The sequence below is a fragment of the Peristeroidobacter agariperforans genome (assembly GCF_004138335.1).
GTDB lineage: Bacteria > Pseudomonadota > Gammaproteobacteria > Steroidobacterales > Steroidobacteraceae > Steroidobacter > Steroidobacter agariperforans.
Genome location: NZ_RYFW01000007.1, coordinates 159,893 through 185,704, shown reverse-complemented (window position 1 = coordinate 185,704; position 25,812 = coordinate 159,893). Strand labels below are relative to the sequence as shown.

The following is a 25,812-nucleotide window of genomic DNA, read 5'->3' as shown; positions in this document are numbered from 1 at the left end:
GGCCCGGTCCCTGGTGACCGGGCGCAGTTCACACCATTTATCGCCTCAGCTGCCCTTGCGAGCGCCGGTTGTCGCGGAATCCATACGGATGTTGACGCGGTTTCGTTCCAGCGTTTTGGCGCCGATGCCCTTGATCTTGCGCAGCTCGTCGGCGCTCTTGAAGGCCCCGTTCTTTTCGCGGTACTCGACGATGTCCTGCGCCTTGCTGAGCCCGATGCCTTGCAGCTCTTTGGCGATGGTGGCGGCGTCGGCGGTGTTGATGTCCACCGGGCCGGCCCAGCCTGCCGCAGGCAACAGGCTACAGATCAACGCCTGCACCGCGCGCCGGACCGAAAGATGTGTCGACATGATTCTCTCCTTGAATGTATTCAATTTGCCGTAGCGAGACGGATGCGATGGCATCCGGCGGCGGAGATTGTCGACACGATGGGTCGTCCCTGAAGCGCCAATATCGGGGCAAAAGCCTACGCAATCGGACGATCTGCAGCGCCCCGATATGCCTAGCGTCGATGCATGCCGGGCGTCAGGTCCAGCAGCGCTACCGGCGCGAACGCATCCCAGCTGCGGCAGCCAGGGCATTGCCAGAAATGTGCCGCGCTGGCGAAGCCGCAGTCCACGCAGCGATAGCGTTGGGTGCGTCGGAGAATTCGCCCCAGCGCTGTCGCCAGCGCCGTGCATTGTTCGGCGGTCAGATGGGAAGGATCGCCGCTGGTGGCGCTCACGATCTCGCCGAGGGTCGGATCCTCCCGCAGCAGGTCGGGCAAACACTCGCGAACGAACGACTCCTGTTCCAACCCAGCGACAATGGCGGCGTATGCCAGCTCCGCGCGTGCCACGGGATCGGGCCGTATCCACACACGGAAACGCCGTTCGATTTCGCCCGCATCGGTGCCGCGCATCGCACGCATCACGCGAGGCAACGCCAGTGTAAGTAGCTTGGGATGCAGCTCGACCGCACGCTGGCACAGCAATGCTGCGAGCTCGGGCTGATTCATATCGAGTGCGATGTCGGCGCGGATCAGCGCGCCTCGCGGAAAATTACGTTGAGCATCGCGCGCGAGGTGCAATTGTTCGCGAGCGCCGGTGAAGTCGCCCTTTGCGCGCATCTGCTCGGCGAGCTCGCAGTGATAATGGGCAATCGCGGTCGGGTGCTCGGGTGAAGCGACCGCGACGAGCTTGCGATGCGCGACGATCGCCTGCTCCCAATCGCGCTGCTGCTCGTAGATGCGCAACAGATAGCGTAACGCCTGCACGTGGCGGCCGCTGCCATCGGCGAGCTGTAGAAACAAACGTTCGGCGCGGTCGAACAAGCCGGCGCGAAAGTAGTCCTCGCCCAGAGCAAACATCGCGTGCAGACGGTGCTCGTCGCTGAGCGATGGGCGCGCCATGATGTTCTCGTGCACGCGAATGGCACGCTCCACTTCGCCACGGCGGCGATAAAGATTGCCCAGCGCGAAGTGAGTTTCGACCGTGTCGTTGTCGACGTCGACCATGCGCAGGAACACTTCCAGCGCCTTGTCAGGCTCTTCGTCGAGCAGGAAGCCCAGGCCGCGGAAATATTCTTCGGAAAGTTTGTTCGGCTCGGAGGCACGAGCGCCGCCGGCGCCGGAACGATAGCGGCCGAAAAGCCAGCCGGCAGCCGCGGCAACGAACAGTGCGGCGATCAACAAGAAAGACGGTGGGTCAGCCGGCATTTTCCCCGGTCGCAGCGGCGGTGCGAGCGCGCTGCTCGGCCAGACGCAAGGCGCGTCGCAGCCGGCCGCGCTCATTGAGCAGCTCGGCAACCCAATAGACGCGCCAGATCAACCCCGCCACCAGACCGGCGACGAAGGCGACGACCAGCGCAAGGCCGAGCGGAGTCGCAATCCGCAGGAACGCCAGCTCCACCTCGACTCGATCGACATTCATGGCGCTGACGAACAGCGCAACGAGTGCAGCGAGGGCGACGGTGAGGTAGAAAACGACGCGGGACATTCGAAAGGCGGTTGGCGGTTAGCGGTTCGCGGTTGGCGGTTAGTTTAGAGGCAACGGACCAAGCCGTGTTCCCCTCTTCACCAACCGCTAACCGCGAACCGCCAACCGCTTCAGTCCCGGATGGGACTATCGGCGCCGTCATTGACCCGCTCGCGCAGGTCCTTGCCGGGCTTGAAGTGCGGCACGTATTTGCCAGACAGCGCCACGGTCTCGCCGGTCTTGGGATTGCGGCCCTGGCGTGGCGGACGGAAATGCAATGAAAAGCTGCCGAAGCCGCGGATCTCGATGCGACCGCCCTGGGCCAGGGCATCGCTCATGATCTCCAGCACCTGCTTCACCGCCAGTTCCACGTCCTTGGCCGGCAGATGTTTTTGCTTGGCTGCAATGAGCTCGATGAGTTCCGATTTGGTCATGCTCGGGCCCGTTGTTGTTCTTCCACGGAACCTGCCTGGGAGCGACAAGCACGGCGGTGGCAAGCCACCGCCGTGCCGCTGAGTGTCGCTCGGGACAGGTTAATTGTCCTGGCTTCCGCCAATGTGCTCCTTCAGCAAGTCGCCCAGGCTGGTGCCGGCCGAGGTCTCGTTGGTGCGGTAATTCGATACCACCTCGGCTTCCTCGTGAATTTCCTTCGCCTTGATCGACAGAGCAATCGTGCGGCTCTTGCGATCGACGTTGGTGAAGCGGGCTTCCACTTCCTGGTCGACCTTCAGCACCGTACGGGCGTCTTCCACGCGGTCACGCGACAGCTCGGAAGCGCGCAGATGGCCATCCACGCCGCCGCCCAGGTCGATGATCGCACCCTTGGCGTCGACTTCGCGCACCTTGCCCTTCACGATGCTGCCCTTCGGATGATCGGCGATCCAGGCCGAGAACGGATCCTTCGCCAGCTGCTTGATGCCCAGCGAAATGCGCTCGCGCTCCGGATCGATCGACAGCACCATGGCTTCGACCTGCTGACCCTTCTGATAGTTGCGCACCGCCTCTTCGCCCGGGATGTCCCAGGAGATATCGGAGAGGTGCACCAGACCGTCGATGCCGCCGGACAGACCGATGAAGATGCCGAAGTCGGTGATCGACTTGATCTGGCCGCTGACCTTGTCGCCGCGGTTGTAGTTGTCGCCGAAGTCCTTCCAAGGATTCGACTGACACTGCTTGATGCCCAGAGAAATACGACGACGCTCTTCGTCGATGTCCAACACCATGACTTCCACTTCCTGGCCGATGTGCACGACCTTGGAGGGATTCACGTTCTTGTTGGTCCAGTCCATTTCGGAGACGTGCACCAGGCCTTCCACGCCCTCTTCGATTTCCACGAAGCAGCCGTAGTCGGCGATGTTGGTGACCTTGCCGAACAGACGCGAGCCGGTCGGGTAACGACGGGCGATGTTCTGCCACGGATCGTTGCCCAGCTGCTTGATGCCGAGGCTGACGCGCTGACGCTCGCGGTCGAACTTCAGGATGCGCACATCGATCTCGTCGCCAACCGTGACGACTTCGGACGGATGCTTGACGCGCTTCCACGCCATGTCGGTGATGTGCAAGAGGCCGTCGATGCCGCCCAGGTCCACGAACGCACCGTAATCGGTGAGGTTCTTGACCGTGCCCTTGACGACCGCGCCTTCCTGCAGCTTCTCCAGCAGCTCCGAACGCTCTGCGCTGTATTCCTGCTCGACCACCGCACGACGCGACACGACCACGTTGTTGCGCTTCTGATCCAGCTTGATGACCTTGAACTCGAGGGTCTTGCCTTCGAGATACGAGGGATCGCGCACCGGACGCACATCGACCAGCGAGCCCGGCAGGAACGCGCGGACGAAGTCGATCTCGACGGTGAAACCGCCCTTGACGCGGCCATTGATGATGCCCTTGACGATCTCCTGCTTCTCGAACGCCTGCTCGAGACGCGACCAGGTGCGGGCGCGCTTGGCTTTTTCGCGCGACAGGCGCGTTTCGCCATTGCCGTCTTCGACGCTGTCGAGGGCGACCTCGACGTCATCGCCGACGCTGACTTCGATCTCGCCACGGTCGTTCTTGAATTGCTCGACCGGGATCACTGCCTCGCTCTTCAGGCCGGCGTTGACGAGCACCACGTCGGGCCCGACTTCCACCACTCGGCCGGTGAGGATGGCGCCTGGCTTGATCCGTTGGGAGGCCAGACTTTCTTCGAACAGTTGCGCAAAACTTTCGGTCATGAGTATTTCCAGGGCCACAAGAGCCCGCGTGTTTGTCCTGCCGGCATCCGGTCCGACGAGGGGTTATTGAATCAAGCCACGCATCCGGCGCGGCACCAACAAAACGAAACTCTTTCAGCTTGGAATCAACCGCGCCCGAAGCGCGCGGCGGCCAGTTCCAGAACTCTGGCCAGGACGGCGTCAATCGTCATCGAGGTGGAGTCCACGATCAGCGCGTCATCCGCAGGCTTTAGCGGGGCGATCGGGCGGCTTGCGTCGCGTCGGTCACGCTCGGCGATGTCCAGCGAAAGGGCGGCGAGGTTAGCATCGAGCCCCTTGTCTTTCAACTGGTTATAGCGCCGACGGGCGCGCTCCTCAGCGCTTGCCGTGAGGTATATCTTGAGCCGCGCGGACGGAAAAACCACAGTTCCCATGTCGCGACCGTCGGCCACCAGACCGGGAGGCTGTGCAAATGCACGCTGACGCTCTAATAGGGCCGCACGGACGCCCGACATGGCCCCCACGCGGGAGGCGCCCTCGCCGGTCTGCTCGGTCCGGATCGCCTTGCTGACTTCCTCGCCTTCCAGCCAGATCTGCTCGCCGCCGTCCGGGGCTAGGCCGAATCTGACATTCAGCTGCTGGGCGACCCGTTCATGACCGGTTTGATCGGTCGGATCGAGGCTCTTGCGCTGACCGGCCAGCGCGACCAGGCGATACAACGCACCGCTATCGAGCAGATGCCAGCCAAGCTGGTCGGCGACCCGCCGCGCGATCGTGCCTTTGCCCGAGCCGCTCGGGCCATCGATAGTGAGAATCGGAATGCTGTCAGTCATGCACGGCGACGTTCAGCCCCGCCGACCCGGCCGTGCCGGGGAAGTCCGGGAACGACGTGGCCACGTTCGCCACATCCAGGATCTTGATCGGTGCGGCGGCGCGCAGGCTGGCCACCGAGAATGACATCGCGATGCGGTGATCGCCATGACTGTCGACTGTGCCGCCAGAGAACACCTTCGCTTCCGGGCGACCTTGAATGCGGATGCCGTCGGGCAGCACTTCGCAAGTCACGCCCATGGCTTTCAAACCTTCGGCCATGACAGCAATGCGATCGCTCTCCTTAACGCGCAATTCTTCCGCGCCGGTGACAATGGTCTCGCCCTGCGCGCAGGATGCTGCCACGAACAACACCGGGAATTCATCGATCGCCAGCGGCACCAGGTGTTCGGGCACGTGGATGCCCTTCAGCTGCGCCGGGCGCACTTCGATGTCGGCCACTGGTTCGGCGCCGGCAGAGCGATGATTCACTACGCGCAGATCCGCACCCATCAGAGCGAGGATATCCAGCAAGCCGGTGCGGGTCGGATTGATGCCGACACCGGTGATGGTCAGCACCGCATCTTTCTTGGGGTTGATCGAGCCTGCAACCATGAAGAAGGCTGCGGAGGAAAAGTCTCCGGGCACCTCCAAGGTGCACGCTTTCAGTTGCGTCGGCGGCGTCAGCGACACTTCCCCGTGCGCGGCGTCGACCTGGCAGCCGAAGCTCAGCAACATGCGCTCGGTATGATCGCGCGTGATCGCAGGCTCGATGACCGTCGTCGGCGTGTTTGCATATAAACCGGCGAGCAGCACGGCGGACTTCACCTGCGCGCTCGCCACGGGCAGCTCGTAACGAATGCCCTTCAACTTCGCGCCGCCGGTGATTTTCACGGGCGGTTTACCGTCGAGCGTCGCGATCTGCGCACCCATCTCGCGCAGCGGCTTCGCGGCGCGCTCCATCGGGCGCTTCATCAGCGACGAATCGCCGATCAGCTCGCTGTCGAATGACTGGCCCGACAGCAGGCCCGTCATCAAGCGCATCGCTGTGCCGGAGTTGCCCATATCCAGTGCGTGATTCGCCGGCTTCAAGCCGCGCATGCCGACGCCATGCACGCGCACCGCCTGCGGACCGATCTGCTCGATACGCACGCCGAGCGCGCGCATCGCCTTCATCGTCGACAGGCAATCTTCGCTTTCCAGGAAGCCACTCACTTCGGTCACGCCGTCGGCGATGCTGCCGAGCATGAGCGAGCGATGGGAAACGGACTTATCGCCAGGCACGCGGATCGCGCCGGAAACGCCAGGAACGGGCTCGACTATGTAATGCGACATCTATTTTTTGACGGGGTAACCGGGCTCGGCGGCGCCGGGCCTCAGGGGCGCCCAGCATACCCCATTCGGGGGTTACAGCACCGCCGCCGGATACGAGCCCAGCACGCGAAACAGCGTGGACGCCTCTTTCAGCTCCGCCAGCGCGGTCGACAGCGGCGGCTGCTCGGCATGGCCGACTACGTCGATGAAGAACACATAATCCCATTTGCGCTTGCGCGACGGCCGGGATTCGATGCGCGTCATGGTGATGTCGTTGGCAGCCAGCGGGCCCAGCAGCCGATGCAGGGCGCCGGGCGATTGCGTGTCACCGGCCGAGACCAGCAGCGTGGTCTTGTCCTGGCCGCTGGCGCTGAACAGCTTGCGCCCGATAACCAGGAAGCGGGTGGTATTGTCGGCCGTGTCCTCGATCTCCGGCACGATCACGCCGAGGTTATAAACCTCCGCGGCGGCCTCGCCCGCGATCGCCGCGGTGCCGTCCTCATCTCGTGCGCGACGCGCCGCTTCGGCATTGCTGCTGACCGGTATGCGCTCGATGTTTGGAAGATGCTCATCCAGCCATTGCCGACACTGCGCCAGCGACTGCGGATGTGAGCAAACCCGCTGGATCTTCTGCAACCCTTTCATGCGGCCCATCAGATGCTGACGAATGCGCAGCTCGATCTCGCCGCAGATCTTCAGCGGCGAGTTCAGGAACATGTCCAGCGTGTGATTGACCGTGCCCTCGGTCGAGTTCTCGATGGGCACGACGCCGAAATCGGCATGGCCGGCCTGCACTTCCTCGAACACTTCGCTGATCGCCGGCAGCGGCAACGCGCGCACCGAATGGCCGAAATGTTTCAGCACGGCTTGTTGGGAGAAGGTGCCTTCCGGGCCGAGGAACGCGATCTTCAGCGGCTCCTGCTGGGCCAGGCACGCCGACATGATTTCGCGGAACAGCCGCACGACCTCTTCGTTCTTCAGCGGACCTTCGTTGCGTTCGATGGCGTTGCGCAGCACCTGCGCCTCACGCTCGGGCTTGTAGAAATCCGCCGTGCTCAGCCCCTCGCCCCGCTTCGAGTCGCCCACCTGTTGGGCAAAGCGTGCGCGCTCGTTCAACAGCTGATGAATGCGCAGATCGATGTCGTCGATGCGCTCGCGGATCGAGCTGAGCTCGGGCGACGCCACGACCGGCGTCTTCTTAGCTGCCGCTTTTTTGGAGCCGGCCTTGCTGGCGCCCTTGGACGTACGTTTCATTGTGAGACAGTAGCTCGATGGCTGAATGGGTTCTCAGCCCGTCATTCTGCCAGCCTCGCCGGTCACAACGCACGCACGTTCAATACACCCTCGATCTTGCGCAGCTGATCCAGCACGCCGGCGGGCACCTGGCCGTCCACGTCTATCAATGTATAGGCCAGCTCGCCGCGGGACTTGTTGAGTAGATCGGCGATGTTGAGCCTGGCGTTGGCCAGCGCGGTGGAGATCTGGCCGACCATGTTCGGGACGTTCTCGTTGGAGATCGACAGCCGGGTCGAATTCGCGGTCCGAGGCAGCACCGCTTCGGGGAAATTGACCGAATGACGGATGTTGCCGTTCTCGAGAAAGTCCTTGAGCGTGTCCGCGACCATGATGGCGCAGTTCTCTTCGGCCTCGCCGGTCGACGCGCCCAGATGCGGCAGCGCCACGACTTTCGGATGATTCTTGACCGCGTTGGTCGGAAAGTCACAGATGTATGCGCCGAGCTTGCCGCTGTCGAGCGCTTCCACGACGGCCTTTTCATCGACGATGGCGGCACGAGAGAAATTGAGCACGACGCCGTTGTCCTTCAGCAGCCGGAGGCGCGCGGCGTTTACGAAGCCACGGGTCGCTTCCATCAACGGAACGTGCACCGTCACCATGTCGCAACGTGAGAACAGATCGTCCAGCGACAGCGCCTGCTGCACGCCCGAGGACAACTGCCAGGCACGCTGCACGGTAATCTGAGGATCGAAACCCAGCACTCGCATACCGAGCAAATGCGCCGCGTTTGCTACTTCGACGCCGACGGCGCCCAGGCCGATGACACCGAGCGTGCGGCTCGGCAGCTCGTAACCGACAAACTTTTTCTTGCCCTGCTCGACCGCGACATCCAGCTCTTCGTCGCTGCCTTTGAGATTGCGGGCGTAGTCCCACGCCTGGCAGACGTTGCGGGCCGCAAGGAACATACCGGTGATGACCAGTTCTTTCACCGCGTTGGCGTTCGCGCCAGGCGCGTTGAACACTGGAACGCCACGCGCGGACAGACGCGACACGGGAATATTGTTGGTGCCGGCGCCCGCCCGGCCGACACCGATGACACTGGAGGGAATGTCGATCGAGTGCATGTCCGCCGAGCGGACCAGGATCGCGTGCGGGTCGCTCAGAGCGGAGGCGACTTCGTATCCATCGCGCGGCAGTCGTTCCAAGCCGCGAACTGAGATGTTATTCAGCGTCAAAACTCTGAACATGCGCCCCCCCAGGAAAGCGGTTGGCGGTTCGCGGTTAGCGGTTGGCGGTTAGTTTGGGAGATTCGGAGGGCTCTGCCTCTTCACCAACCGCTAACCGCCATCCGCTAACCGCCAACCGCTACTTTATGCGTGTTTGCGCTCGAATTCCTTCATGAAGCCCACGAGCGCTTCCACGCCCGCCAGCGGCATGGCGTTGTAGATGCTGGCGCGCATGCCACCGACCGAGCGATGGCCTTCCAGCGTCACCAGTCCGGCGTCCTTCGCTTCGGCGATGAAGGTCTTGTCCAGCTCCGGCCGGGCCAGCACGAATGGGATATTCATCCACGAGCGCGCATCGTGCTGCACTGGATTCTTATAGAACGACGAGCTGTCGATGGCCGTGTAGAGCAGCTCCGCCTTGCGACGATTGATCTCGCCCATGGCCTTCAGACCGCCCTGGCGCTTCAACCACTGGAACACCAGGCCCGCCATGTACCAGGCGTAGGTCGGCGGCGTGTTCAGCATCGAGCCTTCCTTCGCCATGGCGCTGTAGTCCATGAACGCCGGCGTACCCGGACGCGCGCGACCGAGCAGGTCGTCTCGCACGATGACCAGCGTCAGGCCCGCGGGGCCGACATTCTTCTGCGCACCGCCGTAGATCACACCGAATTTGGAAACATCGATGGGCCGCGACAGCAAGGTCGAGGACATATCGGCGACTAGCGGCGCGCCGCTCTTCAGCTCCGGCACGAAATGAAACTCGACGCCGCCGATGGTTTCGTTCGGCGTGTAGTGCAGATAGGCGGCGTTCTCGCTCACCTTCCAATTCGACAGCAGCGGAATGTTGGTGTACGGCTCGCCCGCGTCGGCGGCGACATTCACCTTTGCGTACTGTTTGGCCTCGCCGATCGCCTTTTTCGACCAGGCGCCCGTGTTCACATAGTCGACAGTATCGCCAGGCTTGCTGAGATTCATCGGCACGCCGGCGAACTGACCCATGGCGCCGCCCTGCAGGAACAGCACCTTGTAGTTCTTCGGCACGCCGAGCAGCTCGCGCAGATCGGCTTCCGCAGCTTCCGCGATCGAAATGAACGCCTTGCCGCGATGGCTCATTTCCATGACCGACATGCCGGTGCCACGCCAGTCGAGCATTTCCTCGCGCGCCTGCTCGAGTACTTCCTGTGGCAACACCGCCGGACCGGGACTGAAGTTATAGACGCGCATGGAACCTATATGACCGTTGCTTACGCTGATTGATTACTCGGGAGCGCCACCGCCGCCATCATCGCCCTCGCCGCCTTCAGCGCCTTCCGGGCCTTCAGCGCCTTCGCCGCCTTCAGCGCCGGCGGCGCCGTCACTGACGATGCGTTCCAGGCCGACCAGACGATCGCCTTCATCGACGCGGATCAGACGCACACCTTGTGTGTTACGCCCCTGCACTGAAATCTCGTTGACCTGCGTGCGCACCAGCGTGCCGCCGGAGCTGATCAGCATGATCTCGTCTTCCGGCTTGACCAGCAGCGCGCCGACCATCCGACCATTTCGCTCGCTGATTTGCAATGCGATCACGCCCTGGCCGCCGCGGCCATGGATCGGGAAGTCCTCGATCGCGGTCCGCTTGCCATAGCCATTCTCGGACGCGGTGAGCACCATGCCCTGCTCGTCGACGATGATGAGCGAGATGACCTCTTCCTTGCTTTGCGGCTGCTCGGCGCCTTCCGCAGCAGCAGCCGGTTCCGGCAAGCGAATGCCACGCACGCCGGCGGCCGTGCGCCCCATCGGACGCACGTCGTTTTCGTCGAAGCGGATGGCCTTGCCGCCGCTCGAGCACAGAATGATCTGCTTGGTGCCGTCGGTGATGTCGACGCCGACCAGCCGATCGCCCTGTTCGAGCTCGATGGCGATGATGCCGGCCTGGCGCGGCCGCGAGAACGCTTCGAGCGACGTCTTCTTTACCGTACCGGCCGCGGTCACCATGAATACGAACTTATTGGTCTCGAATTCGTGGATGGGCAGCACAGCGTTGATGCGCTCGCCTTCCTGCAGCGGCAACAGGTTCACAATCGGCTTTCCGCGCGAGCCACGGCTCGCCTGCGGCAGCTGATACACCTTCAGCCAATACATCTTGCCGGTGCTGGAGAAGCACAGCAGCGTGTCGTGAGTATTGGCGATGAACAGCTTGTCGACGAAATCCTCGTCCTTCATTGCCGTCGCAGCCTTGCCGCGACCGCCGCGCCGCTGCGCTCGATATTCGGTCACCGGTTGCGCCTTGGCGTAGCCACCGTGCGACAGCGTGACCACCACGTCCTGCTGCTCGATCAGATCTTCCAACGTCAGATTCGAGTGATCCGCAATGATCTGCGTGCGACGCGGATCGGCGTACTTCGCTTTGACCTCTTCGAGCTCGGTGCGAATCACCTGCAGCAGCCGCTCCGGCCGCGCCAGGATGTCGCTCAAGTCGGCGATCTGCGCCAGCAGTTCCTGGAACTCGGCGATGATCTTGTCCTGCTCCAGGCCGGTGAGGCGGTTCAAGCGCATGTCGAGGATGGCCTGGGCCTGCACATCCGACAGACGGTAGCCGCCCTCGACAAGACCGAACTCGATGGACAATCCGTCCGGGCGCGCATTGACGGCGCCAGCCCGTTCCAGCATCGCCGGCACGGCGCCGGACGACCACACGCGCCCCATCAAAGCTGTCTTGGCTTCGGCCGGGGTCGGCGATGCCTTGATGACGGCGATGACTTCATCGATGTTCGCCAGCGCGACGGCCTGGCCTTCCAAAATGTGCGCACGTTCGCGAGCCTTGCGCAGGTCATACACCGTGCGGCGTGTGACCACTTCGCGGCGATGACGCACGAACGCTTCGAGCATCTCTTTCAGGCTGAACAGCTTCGGCTGGCCGTCCTGCAGGGCGACCATGTTCATGCCGAACACGGTTTCCATCGGCGTGTGCTTGAACAGCTTGTTCAGCACCACGTCCGCGACTTCACCGCGCTTGAGCTCGATGACGACGCGCATGCCATCCTTGTCGGACTCGTCGCGCAAGCCATCGGAGGCGATGCCTTCGATGACCTTTTCGCGCACCAGCTCGGCGATGCGCTCGAGCAGGCGCGCCTTGTTCACCTGGAACGGCAGCTCGGTGATGATGATGGCCTGCCGGCCCTTGTCGTCTTCCTCGATCTCGGTGCGGGCGCGCACGTACACGCGACCGCGACCGGTCAGATAGGCCGACGCGATCTCGGCCGCGCCGTTGATGATACCGGCGGTCGGAAAATCCGGCCCCGGAATGATCTGCATCAGGCTCGCGATGCTGATGTTCGGATCGTCGATGAGCGCGATACAGGCGGTGACCACTTCGCCCAGGTTGTGCGGCGGAATGTTGGTGGCCATGCCGACCGCGATGCCGGCCGAGCCGTTGATCAGCAGGTTCGGCACGCGCGTCGGCAGCACGACCGGCTCTTTTTCCTTGCCGTCGTAGTTGTCGACGAAATCGACGGTTTCGCGGTCGATGTCGGCGAGCAACTCGCTCGCCAGCGCCGTCATGCGGCACTCGGTGTAGCGGTAGGCCGCCGGCGGATCGCCGTCCACCGAGCCGAAGTTGCCCTGGCCGTCGACCAGCTGGTAGCGCATCGAGAAGTTCTGCGCCATGCGCACCAGCGCGTCGTAAGCCGACGTGTCGCCGTGCGGGTGATATTTACCGAGCACGTCACCGACCACGCGCGCGCACTTCACATATGGGCGAGTGGAGACGTTATTGCTCTCGTGCATCGCGAACAGGATGCGGCGATGGACCGGCTTCAAGCCGTCGCGCACATCGGGCAGAGCGCGCCCGACGATGACGCTCATCGCATAGTCGAGATACGACTGACGCATCTCGTCTTCTAGGTTGACGTGCAGAATTTCGCGAGCGATTTCGGCCATGCGGAGTTCTTCGAAGGAAGTGCCGAATCTTATCACATTGCGCGTCCAAAACAGGGCTTGCCAACTGATTAACTTGCAGCTTCGCAGTTATACTTGCGCCCGCATGGAACCTATCGACACGCTGCTCTCGGCCCGCTGGATCATTCCGATCGAACCGGCGGGCGTGGTGCTGGAAGCGCACTCGCTGGCGATTCACCAGGGACGCATCCTGGCGCTGTTGCCCACCGCCGAGGCGAAACAGCGTTTTTCAGCGCGGGAAGAGCTTGACCGGCCGGCGCACGTGCTGCTGCCAGGGCTGGTGAATGCGCACACTCACGCGGCCAGCAGCCTGCTGCACGGAGCAGTCACCAGCAGTTCGTTCGAGCACTGGGCGCACAGCATCCGGCTGCTTCAACAGCGCTGGGTCGATGCTGAATATGTCCGCGACGGCGCCGAGCTCGCGATCGCCGCCGCGCTGTCGAGCGGCACGACTTGTTTTGCCGACCAGCACCTGTTTCCGGAAGTGGTCGCGCAGACCGCCGCCGAAGCGCGCATGCGAGTCTGCGTCGGGCTTTCCATACAGGACACACCGTCGGTTTGGGCCGGCTCGGCCAGCGAGTGTCTGGCCAAGGGCCTGCAGCTGCGGGACGAGTATCGCGACGATCCACTGATCACGACCGCGCTTGCGCCCGTCGAGCCCGCCTCGCTGAGCGATGAGACGCTGGAGCGTGTGCGCCGACTTGCGGACGAGCTGGAATTACCAATCCACATGCACGTGAACGAAAGCCGCGGCAGCGCGCCTTCGCTCGAACGATTGGAAAAGCTGGGGCTGCTCTCGCCGCTGCTGGCAGCGGTGCATATGGTGAAACTGGATTCCGCCGACGTCGAGCGCGTTGCCGCCGCGGGCGCCAGCGTCGTGCACTGCCCGCAATCCAACCTCAAGCACGGCAGCGGCCTGTGTCCGGTGCCGTTGTTCAAGGATCGTGCGGTGAACGTTGCGCTCGGCAGCGGCGGCGTCGGCAACAACGATCTGTTGGCCGAGCTGCGCAGCGCCGCCCTCATCGCCAACGGCATGTTTCCGGCCGCGACTCCGGTCGACGCTCACGAGTGGCTCCAAACGGCGACTTTGAACGGTGCGCGCGCGCTTGGCCTGGCCGAGTCCATCGGCTCGCTGCTGCCGGGTAAATGGGCCGATGTGTGTTGTATCGACCTGAGTCATCCCAATACCCAGCCTACCTACGACCCGGCGGCGCAGATCGTGTTCGCCGTGTCGCGCGAGCAAATAAGCGATGTTTGGGTTGCCGGCCGCATGCTGGTGCGTGATCGCCAGCTGACGCATCTGGACACCGCCGCCGTGTTGAATCGCGCCGAGTTGTGGCGGGTTCGTATCGCGGCACAGGCAGTCCAATAGATCGGCGCCGCGGCTCAGCTCTGTGAGTAATTGAAACCATGAACGCAGCTGCTTCCAATCACGACCCCGCCGAGATCGCCCGCTTCGATGACATCGCGCAGCGCTGGTGGGATCCCAAGGGCGAGTTCCGTCCCCTGCACGTTTTGAATCCAGTGCGGCTCGAGTACATCGACGCAGGCGCTTCATTGCGAGGCAAGCGTGTCCTCGATGTGGGCTGCGGCGGCGGCATTCTCAGCGAGGCGATGGCCAAGCGCGGCGCTCAAGTCACCGGCATCGACCTGGCGCCTCAAACCATCGAAGTCGCCGAGCTGCACGCCCTCGAAAGCCAGGTGACGATCCGCTACGTGCGCGAGTCCGCCGAAACTCACGCCGCTCATTCGCCCGGCGCCTATGACATCGTCACGTGCATGGAAATGCTCGAGCACGTTCCCGAGCCGCAGAGCGTGCTGCGCGCGCTGCATGATCTGGTGAAGCCCGGCGGCCACATCTTCGTCTCGACGCTCAACCGCAATCTGAAGGCTTATCTATTGGCGGTGGTCGGCGCCGAATACGTTCTGAACATGCTGCCGCGGGGCACGCATAGTTATGAGCGCTTCATCAAGCCTTCCGAAATGAGCCGCTGGGCGCGGGCCACAGAACTGAGCGTCGTGGATATCGCCGGCCTGGCGTATGACGCGCTCCAACACACCGCCCGTCGCACCGGCGACGTGAGCGTGAACTACATGATGCACTTGAGAAGAGATTCCTGAGTTGGTCGGCACTTCGGTTTGGCTGATCGTCCTGACTGCCCTCGCGATCGGCGTGCTCATCGGCGCGCTGTTCGCGAGCTTGCGTGCACGCCAGCGCTCGCAAGCGCTGCACGTCGAGCTCGCGGTGCTGAAGGCTCAGGTCAAAGGCGAGGAACAGCTCGAACACGAGCGGCAGGCCGCGCTCGAACGCTCGATGGAGCGACTGAAGACATCCTTCGACAGCCTCGCCGGCTCCTCGCTGCGCTCGAACAGCGAACTGTTCCTGCAGCTCGCCCGCGAGCATTTAACTCAGCATCAGCAATACGCGGTCTCGGCGCTCAGCGAACGTGAGAAAGCCATCGAGACCATGCTCGGGCCCATCCGCGAGGCGCTGGGCAAGACCGAGCAGCAGATCCTGCGCATTGAAAAAGAGCGCGCCGAAACGTTCGGCAGCTTGAAGACCTCGCTCGAATCGGTCGCCCTCGGCCAGCAGGCCCTGCAAAAAGAAACGCGCACGCTGGTCAACGCGCTGCGTCGACCCGAAGTACGCGGCCAATGGGGCGAGATGACCTTGCGTCGCCTCGCCGAACTGGCGGGCATGGTCGAGCACTGCGACTTCAAGGAACAAGTGCACGTGCGGGTCGAGGACGGCAATCTCCGCCCCGATATGATCGTGCACATGCCCGACGGCCGCGATCTGATCGTGGATGTAAAGACGCCACTCGATGCTTATCTCGAAGCGGTAGACGCCAGCACCGACGAGCAGCGCGCGCTTGCGATGCGCCGTCATGCCAATGCCATCGGCGAGCGGGTCAAACAGCTCGGCGCCAAAAGCTACTGGGCCCAGTTCGAGCGCAGCCCCGACTTCGTCATTCTGTTCATCCCGGGCGATCAGTTCTTGTCGGCGGCGCTGGCCGAACAACCCAACTTGCTGGAAGACGCCATTCGCCAGGACGTCATCATCGCGACGCCGTCCAGCTTCGTCGCATTATTGAAAGCCGTCGCCTATGGCTGGCGGCAGATGTCGCTCGCGCAGAATGCCGAGACAATTCGCACGCTCGCCGAAGATCTCTACAAACGACTCGCCGTGTTCACGACCCACCTCGGCAAGCTCGGGCGCAATCTGAGCAACAGCGTCGAAAACTTCAACGCGGCCATCGGTTCGCTCGAACGCCAGGTGCTGCCCGGCGCGCGCAAGTTCACCGAGCTGGGCGTGCGTCCGGATCGCGATATGGAACCGTTGGAGCCCATCGACAAACTGGCGCGCGAGCCCGCGGACAATGGCCAGCTGCCCCTGCCCGGCACTGCCGACAAGGCCACCACGCAGCCGAGCTAACGACATGTCGACCCTGGACAACGAACTTGTCAATCGCACGGCCCCGCCGGGCTCGATGCGTTATTTCGCGCTGCTCTACTCGCCCGAGACCAGCCGCGAAATCGTGCAGGCGTTGTATGCGATCGAAACCGAGATTCGTGAGTCCGCGAAGAGCGCAAGTCACGATGTCGCACACACGCGTTTGACTTGGTGGCGCGCCGAGACCGACAGGCTCATCAACGCCAATCCGCAGCATCCGGCCACACGCGTCCTGCTCGAACGCACATCCGGCGATCGATCCGTGTTCAACAAACTTCACGAAGTGCTCGCGGCCGCCGACATGGATCTCGCCCGCATGACCTTCTCGAATCAGCAGGAGCTGCGCGCGTACTGTTCACGCAGCGGCGGCGCGATCCAGGAGCTGATCGCGACCTTGCTCGTCAGGCCCGAAGCGCTCGATGAAACGACCCGCGCCGCGGCCAACAAGCTTGGCGTCGGCATTCGAATGACAGAGATCGTTCGTGATCTGCGCCAGGATGCGTGCGACGGCAATGTTTATTTGCCGCTCGACCTGCTCGACCAACATGAGCTGAAGAACGACCACCTGCGCGCAGGCGAAGTCGATCCGAAGCTCAAGGACGCGCTGCGCTCCATGCGCGAGTCCGCGATGACCGAGCTCGAGCTGCCGCCGCGTAGCCCGCAAACCGAACACCTCCGCCCGATCTACGTACTCGCTGCCTTACACCGCAAGCTGCTCGACCACATCGCGGCTCGCAACTACGATGTGGCCACCCAACGCATCGAGCTCGGGCCTCTGCAAAAACCGTGGACTGCGTGGCGCGCCGCGCGTCGTGCCTGATCCATACACCTGGCAATGAATATGACCGACCCTCGCACTTACCAACCTTCCAAAGACGCGCTCAAAGATCGCGTCATTCTCATTACCGGCGCCAGCGATGGCATCGGCAAAGCGGTGGCGCTCGCAGCGGCATCGCACGGCGCGCAGGTCGTGTTACACGGCCGCAGCGTTCGCAAGCTCGAAGCGGTGTACGACGAGATCGTGAATGCCGGCGGTCCGCGTCCTTCCATCCTGCCGCTGGATTTCGAGAAGGCCGGGCCGGACGAATACGAGAAGCTGGTCGCCGCGCTCGAGCAGGAGTTCGGGCGGCTCGACGGACTGCTGCACAACGCATCGATGCTGGGCGAGCGCGCGCCCATCGAACATCACGACGTGGCGAAGTGGATGCGCACCATGCACGTCAACGTCAACGCCCCCTTCATCCTCACGCGCACCTGTCTGCCGCTGCTGAAGAAGTCGACCGATCCGGTGATTTTGTTTACTTCGAGCGGCGTTGTTTCCAATCCGCGCCCGTTCTGGGGCTCGTATTTGGTATCCAAGTGGGCCAGCGACGGTCTGATGAGCATGCTGGCCCAGGAACTGGAGAAACAACCGGCGATGCGTGTGAACAGCATCAACCCCGGTGCAGTGAAGACGAACATGCGCCTGCAGGCGTACCCGGCCGAGGATCGCAGCAAGCTGCGCGAACCCCACACCATTGTGGCCGCGTATCTTTATCTGCTCGGGTCCGATAGCCGTGGCGTACACGGCCAGACGATCAACGCGCAGTAAGGTTACTCGCCAAACTCCTTGTCATGGACCGGCGCGTCGGGTCGCTGCCGGTCCAGCGATTCCCGATAGCGCACGCAGCCGCGCATGAACCTGGGCCACGGCGGCACCGCTATGGCCGGATCGATCGGCTCGGGCAACAAACCCCACAGCTGCGGGTGGTGCCAGCACAACCCGTGACCGCTGCTGTCGCGATGCTCGCGAATAGCCGCCCGCAGTTTCCTTACCTCGGCGAGCAATTGGTCCCGGCTCAACGCCTCCAGGTCTTCGTCCATCGCTCCTCCAAAAAAATTCCGATGCCCGTGTCGGCAGTCGGGCGGCTGACGCGTCCTTGCCTCGAACGATACGCTTTCCACCCTCACCGGAGCAGAAGATGAGCGCTGTGCAAAACGAAACTCAATACCCGAACCCCGAAGTCAAGGGCGGTCTGGTCGCCTACCTGTGCGTGGACGGCGCCGCCAAGGCGGCCGACTTCTATATCAAGGCGTTCGATGCGAAGGAGGTCTTCCGATATCCGGTGGATGACCAGGGTCGCACCATGCACATACACCTGTACGTGAACGGCTCATCGCTGATGCTGGCCGACGGTTACCCCGAGCACGGTTGCCCGGCGGAGAAGCCGCAGGGCTTCAACCTGACACTGCAGGTCACGGAGATCGACAAGTGGTGGCAGCGCGCCCTCGATGCTGGCTGCGAAATCGTGTTGCCGCTGCAGGATATGTTCTGGGGCGCGCGCTACGGCCAGGTGAAGGATCCGTTCGGCGTTATGTGGTCGATGAACCAGCCGAAGTAAACGATTGGATGTTGGTGGTTAGGGGATGGAGGCTTGCCGGAGTCTTTGACCAACCCCTAACTATTAATCGCTGACGACCGGCTATTAGCGCCGCTTCGGCTTCTTGCGTCGATCCGGCGCTGGCCGGCGACGCGGCCGTGGCGCTGCTGCCGGTTTCGGCGGCGGCGTCGGCAATGTGAGCTCGACGCTTGCATACAGATCGGCAACGTCACTTTCCGACAACTCACGATGCTTGCCGCGAGGCAGATCTCGCGGCAGCTCGAAATCGCCGAACTTCACTTGAATCACGCGGCTAACTTTCAAGCCGCGGCTCTCGAACAATGCCCGCACGGCAGCGCGCCGGTGGGCACGGTGCGATTCCACACGGAACCATCGGTTCGTACCCTCACCGCCCGCCGGCTCGATGTTCTCGAACTCGATGGTCTCGTCGTCGTATTGAACGACGCGAGGAATCGAATCGACATCGTATTCGGGGAACGGCACGAGCACGCGCGCGACGTATGCAGCCGGCGTCGTCTCTGCCCGGCGGCGAAGCGCATCGGCCAGTCGGCCATCGCTCGTCAGTAACAGCAGCCCGCTGTCGCCCGCTTGCATGGTATTCACGACCAGCCAGCGCGAGCCGCGCAACGACGGCAGCGATTCCATTACGGATTTGGCCGCTACCTCGCCGCTCTCATCTTCGGCGGTCGGCGTGATCGGCTGGCCTTGCGGCTTGTGATACAGGACGACCTTCGGCGCAGCGAAAACCTGCAGCCGCGATGTCACATCCTTGCCATCGATGCTGACGCGATCGCCCGGGTTGTAGCGATCGCCTGGTTGCGCAGGCTGATTGTTCAGGCGTACGCGGCCTTCCAGCATCCACTTCTCGATCTCGCGACGCGAGCCGAGACCATGCTGGGCCAGTAGTTTGTGCAGACGTTCGGACATGGTGCTGGCACCCGCGGCGGGCAGCGGTGCCGGTAGTTGTTAGCCTTCGCTCGGCGGCTCGCTGACGCGAGCGTGCTCTTCATCGTCGTCCGACGCGACCATTGGCGATGATTGACCGGAGTCGTCGTCGCCGTCATCGGCGTCGGCCGACAGCTCGTCGTCGTTCAAGTCGTCGCCGTCGTCGCTATCACTGCCGTCGGCCGACAACTTGGTGTCGATGTCGCTGTCGTCGCTGTCACCCGCGCTGGCCGACAGCTCGTCGTCGATATCGTCATCGTCATCGATGTCGTCATCGTCATCGTCATCATCCGAGTCGTCGTCTTCGCTGTCGGCGTCGTCCTCGTCCTCGTCCTCGTCGTCGTCGTCCTCGTCCTCGTCCTCGTCGTCGCTGGCGTCAGCATTGGCTTCAGCGACCGTCGCGCTTGCGACGTCGGAGTCGGCGTCCGCGTCGGCTTGAACATCTGCGTCTGCTTGCGCTCCCGTGCTCGCTTCGACTTCACCCACGGACTCCACGGTCTCGCCGGGCGCCGCGGCTTCGTCCGTCGCCGCACCATCTTCGGCGCTTGCCGCGACTTCGCCTTCAGCTGTGCCTTCAGACGACTGCGGCTGATCGGCGGGCAGCTCGAGCTGCACACCGATGGCCTCGATGTCCTTCAGCTCGGCCAGCGTCGGCAACTGATCCAGGCTCTTCAGGCCGAAGTAATCCAGGAACTCACGCGTCGTGCCGAGCAGTTCCGGACGGCCCGGCACTTCACGATGGCCGACAGTGCGAATCCAGCCGCGCTCCTGCAAGGTGCGCATGATGGTCGAGCTGATCGACACGCCACGGATCTCTTCGATCTCGCTGCGGGTGATCGGCTGGCGATAAGCGATGAGCGCCAGGGTTTCCAGGAACGCGCGCGAGTACTTCGCCGGCCGTTCCGACCACAGACGCGAGACCACTTCGGCGGCCTTCGGCCGCACTTGAATGCGCCAGCCGCTCGCGACTTCGACCAGTTCGATGCCACGATTCTCGTAGTCCGCGATCAGCATGCCGATCGCAGTCGTGAAGAACTCGGGCGTGGGCCGCTCGCGCTCCTCGAAGAGGTCCATCAGCTGCTGAGTAGTGATCGGCTTGCCAGCCGCCAGCAGCGTCGCTTCGATGATGTGCTTGAGATCGTGTTCGTTCATCTCGATGATTCCGCGTCCGAATTGTCGTCCGAGCTTCCGGCCCCGGTCACGCTGTCGCCTGCCTGGGACACATCAGGCTCGGACAGATCGGCAATCTGTTCGCTCGTTGTCTCGCCCTGCTCGGCCGTTGCCACGGCGTCTTCGATCACGACGTTGGTCGTCTCATCGGACGGGACGTCCTCAGCAACGACTTCGATTGGCTCGTCAGTTGGCGCATCCTCTGCAACAACCTCGACCGGTTCGCTCGATGGCGCGTCCTCCGCGACCACCTCGATTGCTTCGAGGGCCGGAGTCGTCTCGGCAGCGACTTCGAGCGCCGTTGCTTCCTCGCTCACCACGACATCTGTCGCCTTGGCCAGCTGCGAATGCTCGTCGGCCTCGTGTGCGGCTGATACGTCGGAAGATGCGATGGGCTCGTCCGCGATCTCCGCCGTCGTCTCGACCGCAGCTACAACCTCTTCGATATTCTCGACCCTCTCGACATGAGCAACGGTTTCTTCGCCGCCGGCAATAAACTCGGCGGCAACTTCAGGCTCGGCTGTCTCGACCTGAGCGGTCGATTCGGCAGCGATGTCCTCGCTCTCAACCTGGGCCTCGTCAGCAACCTGCGCATCGACCAGCGAGTTGTTCTCTTCGACCACCGGCTCGGGCACGACGTGCTCTTCGACCACGTGCTCGGGAACGACGTGTTCCTCGACTTCGTGCTCTTCCACGACATGCTCTTCGACCGGGCGCGACTCGGTTGGATCGGCGGCGGCGATTTGGTTCACCGCGGCGCTCGTCTCGGCCGACTCGATCGTTTCGATGGATTCGATCTCGACCGATTCCGCCGTATCGACGGCCGTCTCTTCGGTAACGACAACTGCCTGAGCAATTGCAGCCTCCGGCAGAGCATCGGCGACGGGCGAAATGCTCTCTTCCACCACCGCCTCTGCCGAGTGCTCGACGACCTGCGCTTCCATCGGATCGACGAAGGCGCCGGCGTCATCGACGGGGCCGAACTCAGGCGGCACGTCTTCGAGCGTAATTTCCTCGGCAACGTGCGCGCTCACGGCGGCTTCATCAACAATCACCGGCTCGCCAGCAGCAACTTCTTCAGCCACCGCCTCTGCAAAGGCTACTTCGTCCGTCGCGGCAACCTCGGCAACCGTCTCCACTGCATTCTCGGTCGACGCAATCGCCTCCGACACCGCAGCTTCAACGAAGCCAACATCGGCGATCGCGTTATCCGACTCAACACTGTCTACAGCGATTGAGGATGCAGCGGCCACATCAGCAACGGCAGCCTGAACAGCAATGGCCGCGTCATCGGCCGGCGGCGTCTCATCCTCATCCGGGATGTCATTCTCACCCGCCAACTCAGGCTGCGCGAGCGCGGCGACGTTCTCGGCGTCCGCACTCTCGGAAGCTGTCGCGCCACCCTGAACAACTTTCAGGTGCCGCTGCGCCGTGCGCACGTGAATTGGAGCGTAGGCCTCAGCTTGCACGATTTCGATCAAGCCTTCTTTCATCAACTCCAGAATGGCGATGAACGTCACAGTGACGCCCATGCGCCCTTCCTCGGGCTTGAACAATTCCCTGAACTCGAAGAACGCGACCGTCTGCAAGCGCGACAGGATTTCCGACATGCGCTCACGCTGCGACAAGCGCTCGCGAGAGATGTGGTGATGCGCGAACTTCTCGGCCCGCGACAGGACGTCGCGGAACGCGTCGAGCATTTCCTTCAGGGTCACATCCGGCAGGAGCTTGACGACCTTGCGCTCCTCCAGCTCGGCCGATGCGGAAATGTTGTCTCGCTCCAAGCGATTGAGCTTGTCGAGATCTTCCGCCGCCTTCTTGAAGCGTTCGTACTCTTGCAGACGACGCACGAGCTCAGCGCGCGGATCCTCTTCTTCCTGACCTTCCGCCACTGCCGGCCGAGGCAACAGCATGCGCGACTTGATCTCGGCGAGCATCGCGGCCATCAGCAAATATTCGCCGGCCAGCTCCAGCTGCATCTCCGCCATCACCTCGATGTACTGCATGTACTGACGAGTGATCTCGGCGATCGGAATATTCAGGATGTCCAGGTTCTGCTTGCGGATCAGATACAGCAGCAGATCGAGCGGACCTTCGAACGCGGTCAGGAACACCTGCAGCGCGTCCGGCGGAATATACAAATCGCGCGGCAGCTGGGTCATCGGCTCGCCTTCGACCACAGCGAACGGCATCTCGCTCTGCTGCGGCGGCAGCTCGATGCTCAGGTCCTCCTCCTGCAGCTGCGAGCCGGTGTCCTCCACCAGCTTCAGTTCGGGCTTGGACTTGCTCACCGGTAATTCATCCCCATCGCCTGGTGCACCTCATCGAGCGTCTGGCGCGCCACGTCACGCGCCTTCTCGTTGCCTTCGGCGATGATGCCTCGGACGAGGTCGCGATTCTCTTCGAATTCCTTCGCGCGTGCCTGCATGTCGCGCAGCTGCGCCACGACCGCATCGATGACCGGCTTCTTGCAATCCAGACAGCCGATGCCGGCCGTACGACAGCCCTGTGCGGCCCACGCCTGAGTCTCGGAGCTCGAATAGATCTTGTGCAGATCGAACACCGGGCACTTGTCCGGATCGCCCGGATCGGTGCGCCGCTGGCGCGCCGGATCGGTCACCATCCCCTTGAGCTTCTTCGCGACCTGATCCGGGTCTTCGCGCAAGCCGATGGTGTTGCCGTACGACTTGGACATCTTGCGGCCATCGAGGCCGGGCACCTTCGGCGTCGCCGTCAGCAGCACTTCGGGCTCGACCAGATAGCTCCGGCCGGTGCCTTCGAGATAACCGATCAGTCGCTCGCGATCGGCGAGCGTCAGGCGCGCCGTGCCTTCCAGCAGCGAATGCGCTTTGGCAATGGCTTCGGCATCGCCCTTCTCCTGATAAAGACGGCGCAACTCGTTGTATCGAGTGCTGTTGCGAGTGCCGAGCGCTTTAAGTGCTTTCTCAACTTTGGCTTCGAAGTCGGGCTCGCGGCCATAGATGTGGTTGAAGCGCCGCGCGACTTCGCGGGTGATCTCGACGTGCGCTACCTGGTCTTCGCCGACCGGGACGAACGCGGTCTTGTACAGCAGGATGTCCGCGGCCTGCAGCAGCGGATAACCCAGGAAGCCGTACATCGCCAGATCCTTGTCCTTCAACTGCTCCTGCTGATCTTTGTAAGTCGGCACGCGCTCGAGCCAACTCAGCGGCGTCACCATGGACAGCAGCAGGTGCAGCTCGGAATGCTCGGGCACACGCGACTGAATGAAGATGGTCGACGAGGCGGGATTCAGGCCGGCCGCCAGCCAGTCGATCACCACATTCCACACATTGCTTTCGAGCTGCGAGGTGTCCTCGTAACCGGTCGTCAGCGCGTGAATATCGGCGACGAAGAAATAGCACTCGTACTGGTACTGCAGCTCCACCCAGTTCTTGAGCGCGCCGTGATAGTTCCCGAGATGGAGTGCGCCGGTCGGTCGCATGCCGGACAGGACGCGTCGGTTGTTAGCGGGAGTCGCGCTCAATGCTTGGCCTCGGGCCCTATAAATCAAGGCGTTATCGAATCTTGTTAATTCGGGAAATCAGCAGCTTGCAAAGCTGGCCGCATTATACGCAGCTTGACAGCCAGTCTTGATAGCCGCGCAGGACCGGATTATTCGAAGGCGCTCACGTCGCCTTTACCGCGGCGGACGATGACTGGCGCTGGCCCAGCCAGATCGATCACGCTGCTCGGCTCGAGCCCGCAGTTGCCGCTGTCGATCACCGCATCGACGAAGTGAAACAGCCGCTCCTGGATCTCGTGCGGATCGGTCAGCGGGTGTTCGTCGCCCGGCAGGATGAGAGTCGAACTCATGATGGGCTCGCCCAGCTCATCGAGGATGGCCGTGGGCACGGGATGATCCGGCACTCGCACGCCGATCGTCTTGCGCTTCTCGTTCTGCAGGCGGCGCGGTGTCTCCTTGGTGGCCTGCAGGATGAAGGTGTACGGCCCGGGCGTGAAGGCCTTGAGAGTGCGGTACTGCGTGTTGCTGACGCGGGCGTAGTTGGCGATCTCGGACAGATCGCTGCACACCAGCGTGAAGTGGTGATGGCGGTCGGTCTGGCGAATGCGTGCGATGCGCTCCATGGCGGCCTTGTCGCCCAGGTGACAGCCCAGCGCATAGCTGGAGTCGGTCGGATAAACGACCACCCCGCCCTCACGAATGATCTCGACCGCCTGACGGATCAGGCGGAGCTGCGGGTCCTTGGGGTGAATCTCCAGATAGCGGCTGGTCATCCCGGTATGATAGCGGCCCTGTCAAATCCGCCGGAGTATTCGATCCGGCAAGGCGCGCTCTCTCGCATGCAGTTGTTGTTCGACTTCTTCCCGGTCATCGCTTTCTTTCTCACCTACAAGATCACCGGCAACATGTTCGTCGCCACCGCCGTAATCATCGTCGCGGTGATAGCGCAGACGGGCTGGCAATGGTTCCGCCATCGCAAGATCAGCCAGATGGCGCTGATCTCGGGCGTGCTGGTATTGATTTTCGGCGGCCTGACGCTGGCGATCCACGACAAGGCCTTCATCCAATGGAAAGTCACGGTGGTGAACTGGCTGCTCGCGGCCGGCTTCCTGGCGAGCCGGTTCTTCGGCGACAAGCTGCTGATCGAGCGCATGATGGGCGAGAACGTGCAGCTGGAGCGCCCGGTGTGGGCGACCCTCAACTGGGCCTGGATCCTGTTTTTTGCCGCGCTCGGCGCCATCAACCTGTACGTCGTCTACAACTTCTCGGAAGAGGCCTGGGTCAACTTCAAGCTGTTCGGCATGCTCGGGCTGACCTTCGTGTTCGCGATCGCGCAGGCGGTCTGGCTGTCGTCCAAGATGCCGTCCGAGGACGCGCCGACGCAGTCGGAGAAGCCGCAATGACGCGCGCCGAACGCATCGTCGATGAGCTGCGCAAAGCGCTGCACACCGATCAGGTGGAGCTGGTCGACGACAGTCATTTGCACGCCGGCCATGCGGGTGCGAAAGAAGGCAAAGGACATTTCCGCGTGCGCGTCGTCTCTGCCGATTTCGACGGGTTGCGCACCTTGCAGCGGCACCAGCTGGTGTACCGCTCGCTGGGCGAGCTCATGCAATCCGACATCCACGCCTTGAGCATCACCGCGCTGACACCGGACGAGGCGCGCTGACGAATATCCGTTCAGCATCACTTCCCCCTTCTCCCCCAA

23 protein-coding genes and 2 pseudogenes are annotated in these 25,812 nt (G+C 62.9%); 8 read left to right on the top strand and 17 right to left on the bottom strand.

Annotation, left to right across the window (positions count from 1 at the left end):
• Positions 1-45: 45 nt before the first annotated feature.
• The 11 genes and pseudogenes from EK373_RS31370 to gyrA form a co-directional block, all read right to left on the bottom strand.
• Complete coding sequence (locus EK373_RS31370; protein WP_129649314.1) at positions 46-348, bottom strand: ComEA family DNA-binding protein; 303 nt, start codon at positions 346-348, stop codon at positions 46-48.
• A gap of 152 nt (positions 349-500) precedes the next feature.
• Positions 501-1,670 carry a tetratricopeptide repeat protein gene (locus EK373_RS31365; protein WP_198683794.1) on the bottom strand — a complete coding sequence of 390 codons (1,170 nt, stop codon included), beginning with the start codon at positions 1,668-1,670 and terminating at the stop codon, positions 501-503.
• A 13-nt stretch (positions 1,671-1,683) separates the two neighbouring features.
• Positions 1,684-1,974 (bottom strand): LapA family protein, encoded by a 291-nt coding sequence (locus EK373_RS31360; RefSeq protein WP_129649312.1) that lies wholly within the window; start codon positions 1,972-1,974, stop codon positions 1,684-1,686.
• Positions 1,975-2,084: 110 nt separating this feature from the next.
• The gene (locus EK373_RS31355; protein WP_268894923.1) at positions 2,085-2,435 is read right to left on the bottom strand and encodes an integration host factor subunit beta; all 351 of its coding nucleotides are present in this window, start codon (positions 2,433-2,435) and stop codon (positions 2,085-2,087) included.
• 51 nt (positions 2,436-2,486) lie between these two features.
• Positions 2,487-4,166 carry a 30S ribosomal protein S1 gene (gene rpsA / locus EK373_RS31350; protein ID WP_129649310.1) on the bottom strand — a complete coding sequence of 560 codons (1,680 nt, stop codon included), beginning with the start codon at positions 4,164-4,166 and terminating at the stop codon, positions 2,487-2,489.
• A 125-nt stretch (positions 4,167-4,291) separates the two neighbouring features.
• The gene (gene cmk, locus EK373_RS31345; protein ID WP_129649309.1) at positions 4,292-4,978 is read right to left on the bottom strand and encodes a (d)CMP kinase; all 687 of its coding nucleotides are present in this window, start codon (positions 4,976-4,978) and stop codon (positions 4,292-4,294) included.
• Positions 4,971-6,281 (bottom strand): annotated as a pseudogene (aroA, locus tag EK373_RS31340) (3-phosphoshikimate 1-carboxyvinyltransferase); the annotation flags it as partial. The pseudogene aroA and the gene cmk, both read right to left, overlap by 8 nt.
• An 81-nt stretch (positions 6,282-6,362) precedes the next feature.
• Entirely contained in the window at positions 6,363-7,523 is a 1,161-nt protein-coding gene (gene pheA / locus EK373_RS31335) for a prephenate dehydratase (RefSeq protein ID WP_129649307.1), read from the bottom strand.
• Between the two features lie 62 nt (positions 7,524-7,585).
• A complete protein-coding gene (locus EK373_RS31330; RefSeq protein WP_129649306.1) occupies positions 7,586-8,752 on the bottom strand; it encodes a phosphoglycerate dehydrogenase in 1,167 nt (388 codons plus the stop codon).
• A 123-nt stretch (positions 8,753-8,875) separates the two neighbouring features.
• Entirely contained in the window at positions 8,876-9,955 is a 1,080-nt protein-coding gene (serC, locus tag EK373_RS31325; RefSeq protein ID WP_129649305.1) for a 3-phosphoserine/phosphohydroxythreonine transaminase, read from the bottom strand.
• Between the two features lie 33 nt (positions 9,956-9,988).
• Positions 9,989-12,652, bottom strand: coding sequence for a DNA gyrase subunit A (gyrA, locus tag EK373_RS31320; RefSeq protein ID WP_129649304.1), 2,664 nt, complete (start codon positions 12,650-12,652; stop codon positions 9,989-9,991).
• Between the two features lie 103 nt (positions 12,653-12,755).
• Between gyrA and EK373_RS31315 the strand changes: the two genes are divergently transcribed.
• The 5 genes from EK373_RS31315 to EK373_RS31295 are packed head-to-tail and all read left to right on the top strand — an operon-like array spanning position 12,756 to position 17,715.
• The gene (locus EK373_RS31315) at positions 12,756-14,042 is read left to right on the top strand and encodes an amidohydrolase family protein (protein WP_129649303.1); all 1,287 of its coding nucleotides are present in this window, start codon (positions 12,756-12,758) and stop codon (positions 14,040-14,042) included.
• 38 nt (positions 14,043-14,080) lie between these two features.
• Positions 14,081-14,791 carry a bifunctional 2-polyprenyl-6-hydroxyphenol methylase/3-demethylubiquinol 3-O-methyltransferase UbiG gene (gene ubiG / locus EK373_RS31310; RefSeq protein WP_129649302.1) on the top strand — a complete coding sequence of 237 codons (711 nt, stop codon included), beginning with the start codon at positions 14,081-14,083 and terminating at the stop codon, positions 14,789-14,791.
• A gap of 1 nt (position 14,792) precedes the next feature.
• Positions 14,793-16,106 (top strand): DNA recombination protein RmuC, encoded by a 1,314-nt coding sequence (gene rmuC / locus EK373_RS31305; RefSeq protein ID WP_129649301.1) that lies wholly within the window; start codon positions 14,793-14,795, stop codon positions 16,104-16,106.
• 4 nt (positions 16,107-16,110) lie between these two features.
• Positions 16,111-16,944 (top strand): phytoene/squalene synthase family protein, encoded by an 834-nt coding sequence (locus EK373_RS31300; protein ID WP_157994626.1) that lies wholly within the window; start codon positions 16,111-16,113, stop codon positions 16,942-16,944.
• A 21-nt stretch (positions 16,945-16,965) separates the two neighbouring features.
• Positions 16,966-17,715 carry a YciK family oxidoreductase gene (locus EK373_RS31295; protein ID WP_129649299.1) on the top strand — a complete coding sequence of 250 codons (750 nt, stop codon included), beginning with the start codon at positions 16,966-16,968 and terminating at the stop codon, positions 17,713-17,715.
• A 2-nt stretch (positions 17,716-17,717) separates the two neighbouring features.
• On the opposite strand, the gene EK373_RS31290 is transcribed toward EK373_RS31295, so the two are convergent.
• Positions 17,718-17,987, bottom strand: coding sequence for a hypothetical protein (locus tag EK373_RS31290; RefSeq protein WP_129649298.1), 270 nt, complete (start codon positions 17,985-17,987; stop codon positions 17,718-17,720).
• Between the two features lie 98 nt (positions 17,988-18,085).
• On the opposite strand from EK373_RS31290, the gene EK373_RS31285 reads away from it, so the two are divergent.
• Positions 18,086-18,505 carry a VOC family protein gene (locus EK373_RS31285; protein ID WP_129649297.1) on the top strand — a complete coding sequence of 140 codons (420 nt, stop codon included), beginning with the start codon at positions 18,086-18,088 and terminating at the stop codon, positions 18,503-18,505.
• An 84-nt stretch (positions 18,506-18,589) separates the two neighbouring features.
• Here the strand turns inward: EK373_RS31285 and EK373_RS31280 are convergent, their stop codons facing one another.
• From EK373_RS31280 to EK373_RS31260, 5 genes and pseudogenes are all read right to left on the bottom strand, one after another.
• Positions 18,590-19,432, bottom strand: coding sequence for a S4 domain-containing protein (locus tag EK373_RS31280; protein ID WP_129649296.1), 843 nt, complete (start codon positions 19,430-19,432; stop codon positions 18,590-18,592).
• 39 nt (positions 19,433-19,471) lie between these two features.
• The gene (gene scpB / locus EK373_RS34095; RefSeq protein ID WP_129649295.1) at positions 19,472-20,602 is read right to left on the bottom strand and encodes an SMC-Scp complex subunit ScpB; all 1,131 of its coding nucleotides are present in this window, start codon (positions 20,600-20,602) and stop codon (positions 19,472-19,474) included.
• 1,448 nt (positions 20,603-22,050) lie between these two features.
• A pseudogene (locus EK373_RS34475) lies at positions 22,051-22,812 on the bottom strand (segregation and condensation protein A); the annotation flags it as partial.
• A gap of 95 nt (positions 22,813-22,907) precedes the next feature.
• A complete protein-coding gene (locus tag EK373_RS31265; RefSeq protein ID WP_129649294.1) occupies positions 22,908-24,125 on the bottom strand; it encodes a tryptophan--tRNA ligase in 1,218 nt (405 codons plus the stop codon).
• A 128-nt stretch (positions 24,126-24,253) separates the two neighbouring features.
• Positions 24,254-24,877, bottom strand: coding sequence for an L-threonylcarbamoyladenylate synthase (locus EK373_RS31260; RefSeq protein WP_129649293.1), 624 nt, complete (start codon positions 24,875-24,877; stop codon positions 24,254-24,256).
• A gap of 66 nt (positions 24,878-24,943) precedes the next feature.
• Here EK373_RS31260 and EK373_RS31255 point away from each other — a divergent pair, with 66 nt between their 5' ends.
• Complete coding sequence (locus EK373_RS31255) at positions 24,944-25,507, top strand: septation protein A (protein WP_129649292.1); 564 nt, start codon at positions 24,944-24,946, stop codon at positions 25,505-25,507.
• Positions 25,504-25,773 carry a BolA family protein gene (locus EK373_RS31250; protein ID WP_129649291.1) on the top strand — a complete coding sequence of 90 codons (270 nt, stop codon included), beginning with the start codon at positions 25,504-25,506 and terminating at the stop codon, positions 25,771-25,773. The genes EK373_RS31255 and EK373_RS31250 overlap by 4 nt, the downstream gene beginning before the upstream one ends.
• Positions 25,774-25,812 lie beyond the last annotated feature (39 nt).

What these genes read in the sequence shown, in the direction of transcription:
- EK373_RS31370 (WP_129649314.1), bottom strand. Translation starts at nt 348, where the DNA reads ATGTCGACACATCTTTCGGTCCGGCGCGCGGTGCAGGCGTTGATCTGT.
- EK373_RS31360 (WP_129649312.1), bottom strand. Translation starts at nt 1,974, where the DNA reads ATGTCCCGCGTCGTTTTCTACCTCACCGTCGCCCTCGCTGCACTCGTT.
- rpsA (WP_129649310.1), bottom strand. Translation starts at nt 4,166, where the DNA reads ATGACCGAAAGTTTTGCGCAACTGTTCGAAGAAAGTCTGGCCTCCCAA.
- cmk (WP_129649309.1), bottom strand. Translation starts at nt 4,978, where the DNA reads ATGACTGACAGCATTCCGATTCTCACTATCGATGGCCCGAGCGGCTCG.
- pheA (WP_129649307.1), bottom strand. Translation starts at nt 7,523, where the DNA reads ATGAAACGTACGTCCAAGGGCGCCAGCAAGGCCGGCTCCAAAAAAGCG.
- EK373_RS31330 (WP_129649306.1), bottom strand. Translation starts at nt 8,752, where the DNA reads ATGTTCAGAGTTTTGACGCTGAATAACATCTCAGTTCGCGGCTTGGAA.
- serC (WP_129649305.1), bottom strand. Translation starts at nt 9,955, where the DNA reads ATGCGCGTCTATAACTTCAGTCCCGGTCCGGCGGTGTTGCCACAGGAA.
- gyrA (WP_129649304.1), bottom strand. Translation starts at nt 12,652, where the DNA reads ATGGCCGAAATCGCTCGCGAAATTCTGCACGTCAACCTAGAAGACGAG.
- EK373_RS31315 (WP_129649303.1), top strand. Translation starts at nt 12,756, where the DNA reads ATGGAACCTATCGACACGCTGCTCTCGGCCCGCTGGATCATTCCGATC.
- ubiG (WP_129649302.1), top strand. Translation starts at nt 14,081, where the DNA reads ATGAACGCAGCTGCTTCCAATCACGACCCCGCCGAGATCGCCCGCTTC.
- EK373_RS31300 (WP_157994626.1), top strand. Translation starts at nt 16,111, where the DNA reads ATGTCGACCCTGGACAACGAACTTGTCAATCGCACGGCCCCGCCGGGC.
- EK373_RS31295 (WP_129649299.1), top strand. Translation starts at nt 16,966, where the DNA reads ATGACCGACCCTCGCACTTACCAACCTTCCAAAGACGCGCTCAAAGAT.
- EK373_RS31290 (WP_129649298.1), bottom strand. Translation starts at nt 17,987, where the DNA reads ATGGACGAAGACCTGGAGGCGTTGAGCCGGGACCAATTGCTCGCCGAG.
- EK373_RS31285 (WP_129649297.1), top strand. Translation starts at nt 18,086, where the DNA reads ATGAGCGCTGTGCAAAACGAAACTCAATACCCGAACCCCGAAGTCAAG.
- EK373_RS31280 (WP_129649296.1), bottom strand. Translation starts at nt 19,432, where the DNA reads ATGTCCGAACGTCTGCACAAACTACTGGCCCAGCATGGTCTCGGCTCG.
- scpB (WP_129649295.1), bottom strand. Translation starts at nt 20,602, where the DNA reads ATGAACGAACACGATCTCAAGCACATCATCGAAGCGACGCTGCTGGCG.
- EK373_RS31260 (WP_129649293.1), bottom strand. Translation starts at nt 24,877, where the DNA reads ATGACCAGCCGCTATCTGGAGATTCACCCCAAGGACCCGCAGCTCCGC.
- EK373_RS31255 (WP_129649292.1), top strand. Translation starts at nt 24,944, where the DNA reads ATGCAGTTGTTGTTCGACTTCTTCCCGGTCATCGCTTTCTTTCTCACC.
- EK373_RS31250 (WP_129649291.1), top strand. Translation starts at nt 25,504, where the DNA reads ATGACGCGCGCCGAACGCATCGTCGATGAGCTGCGCAAAGCGCTGCAC.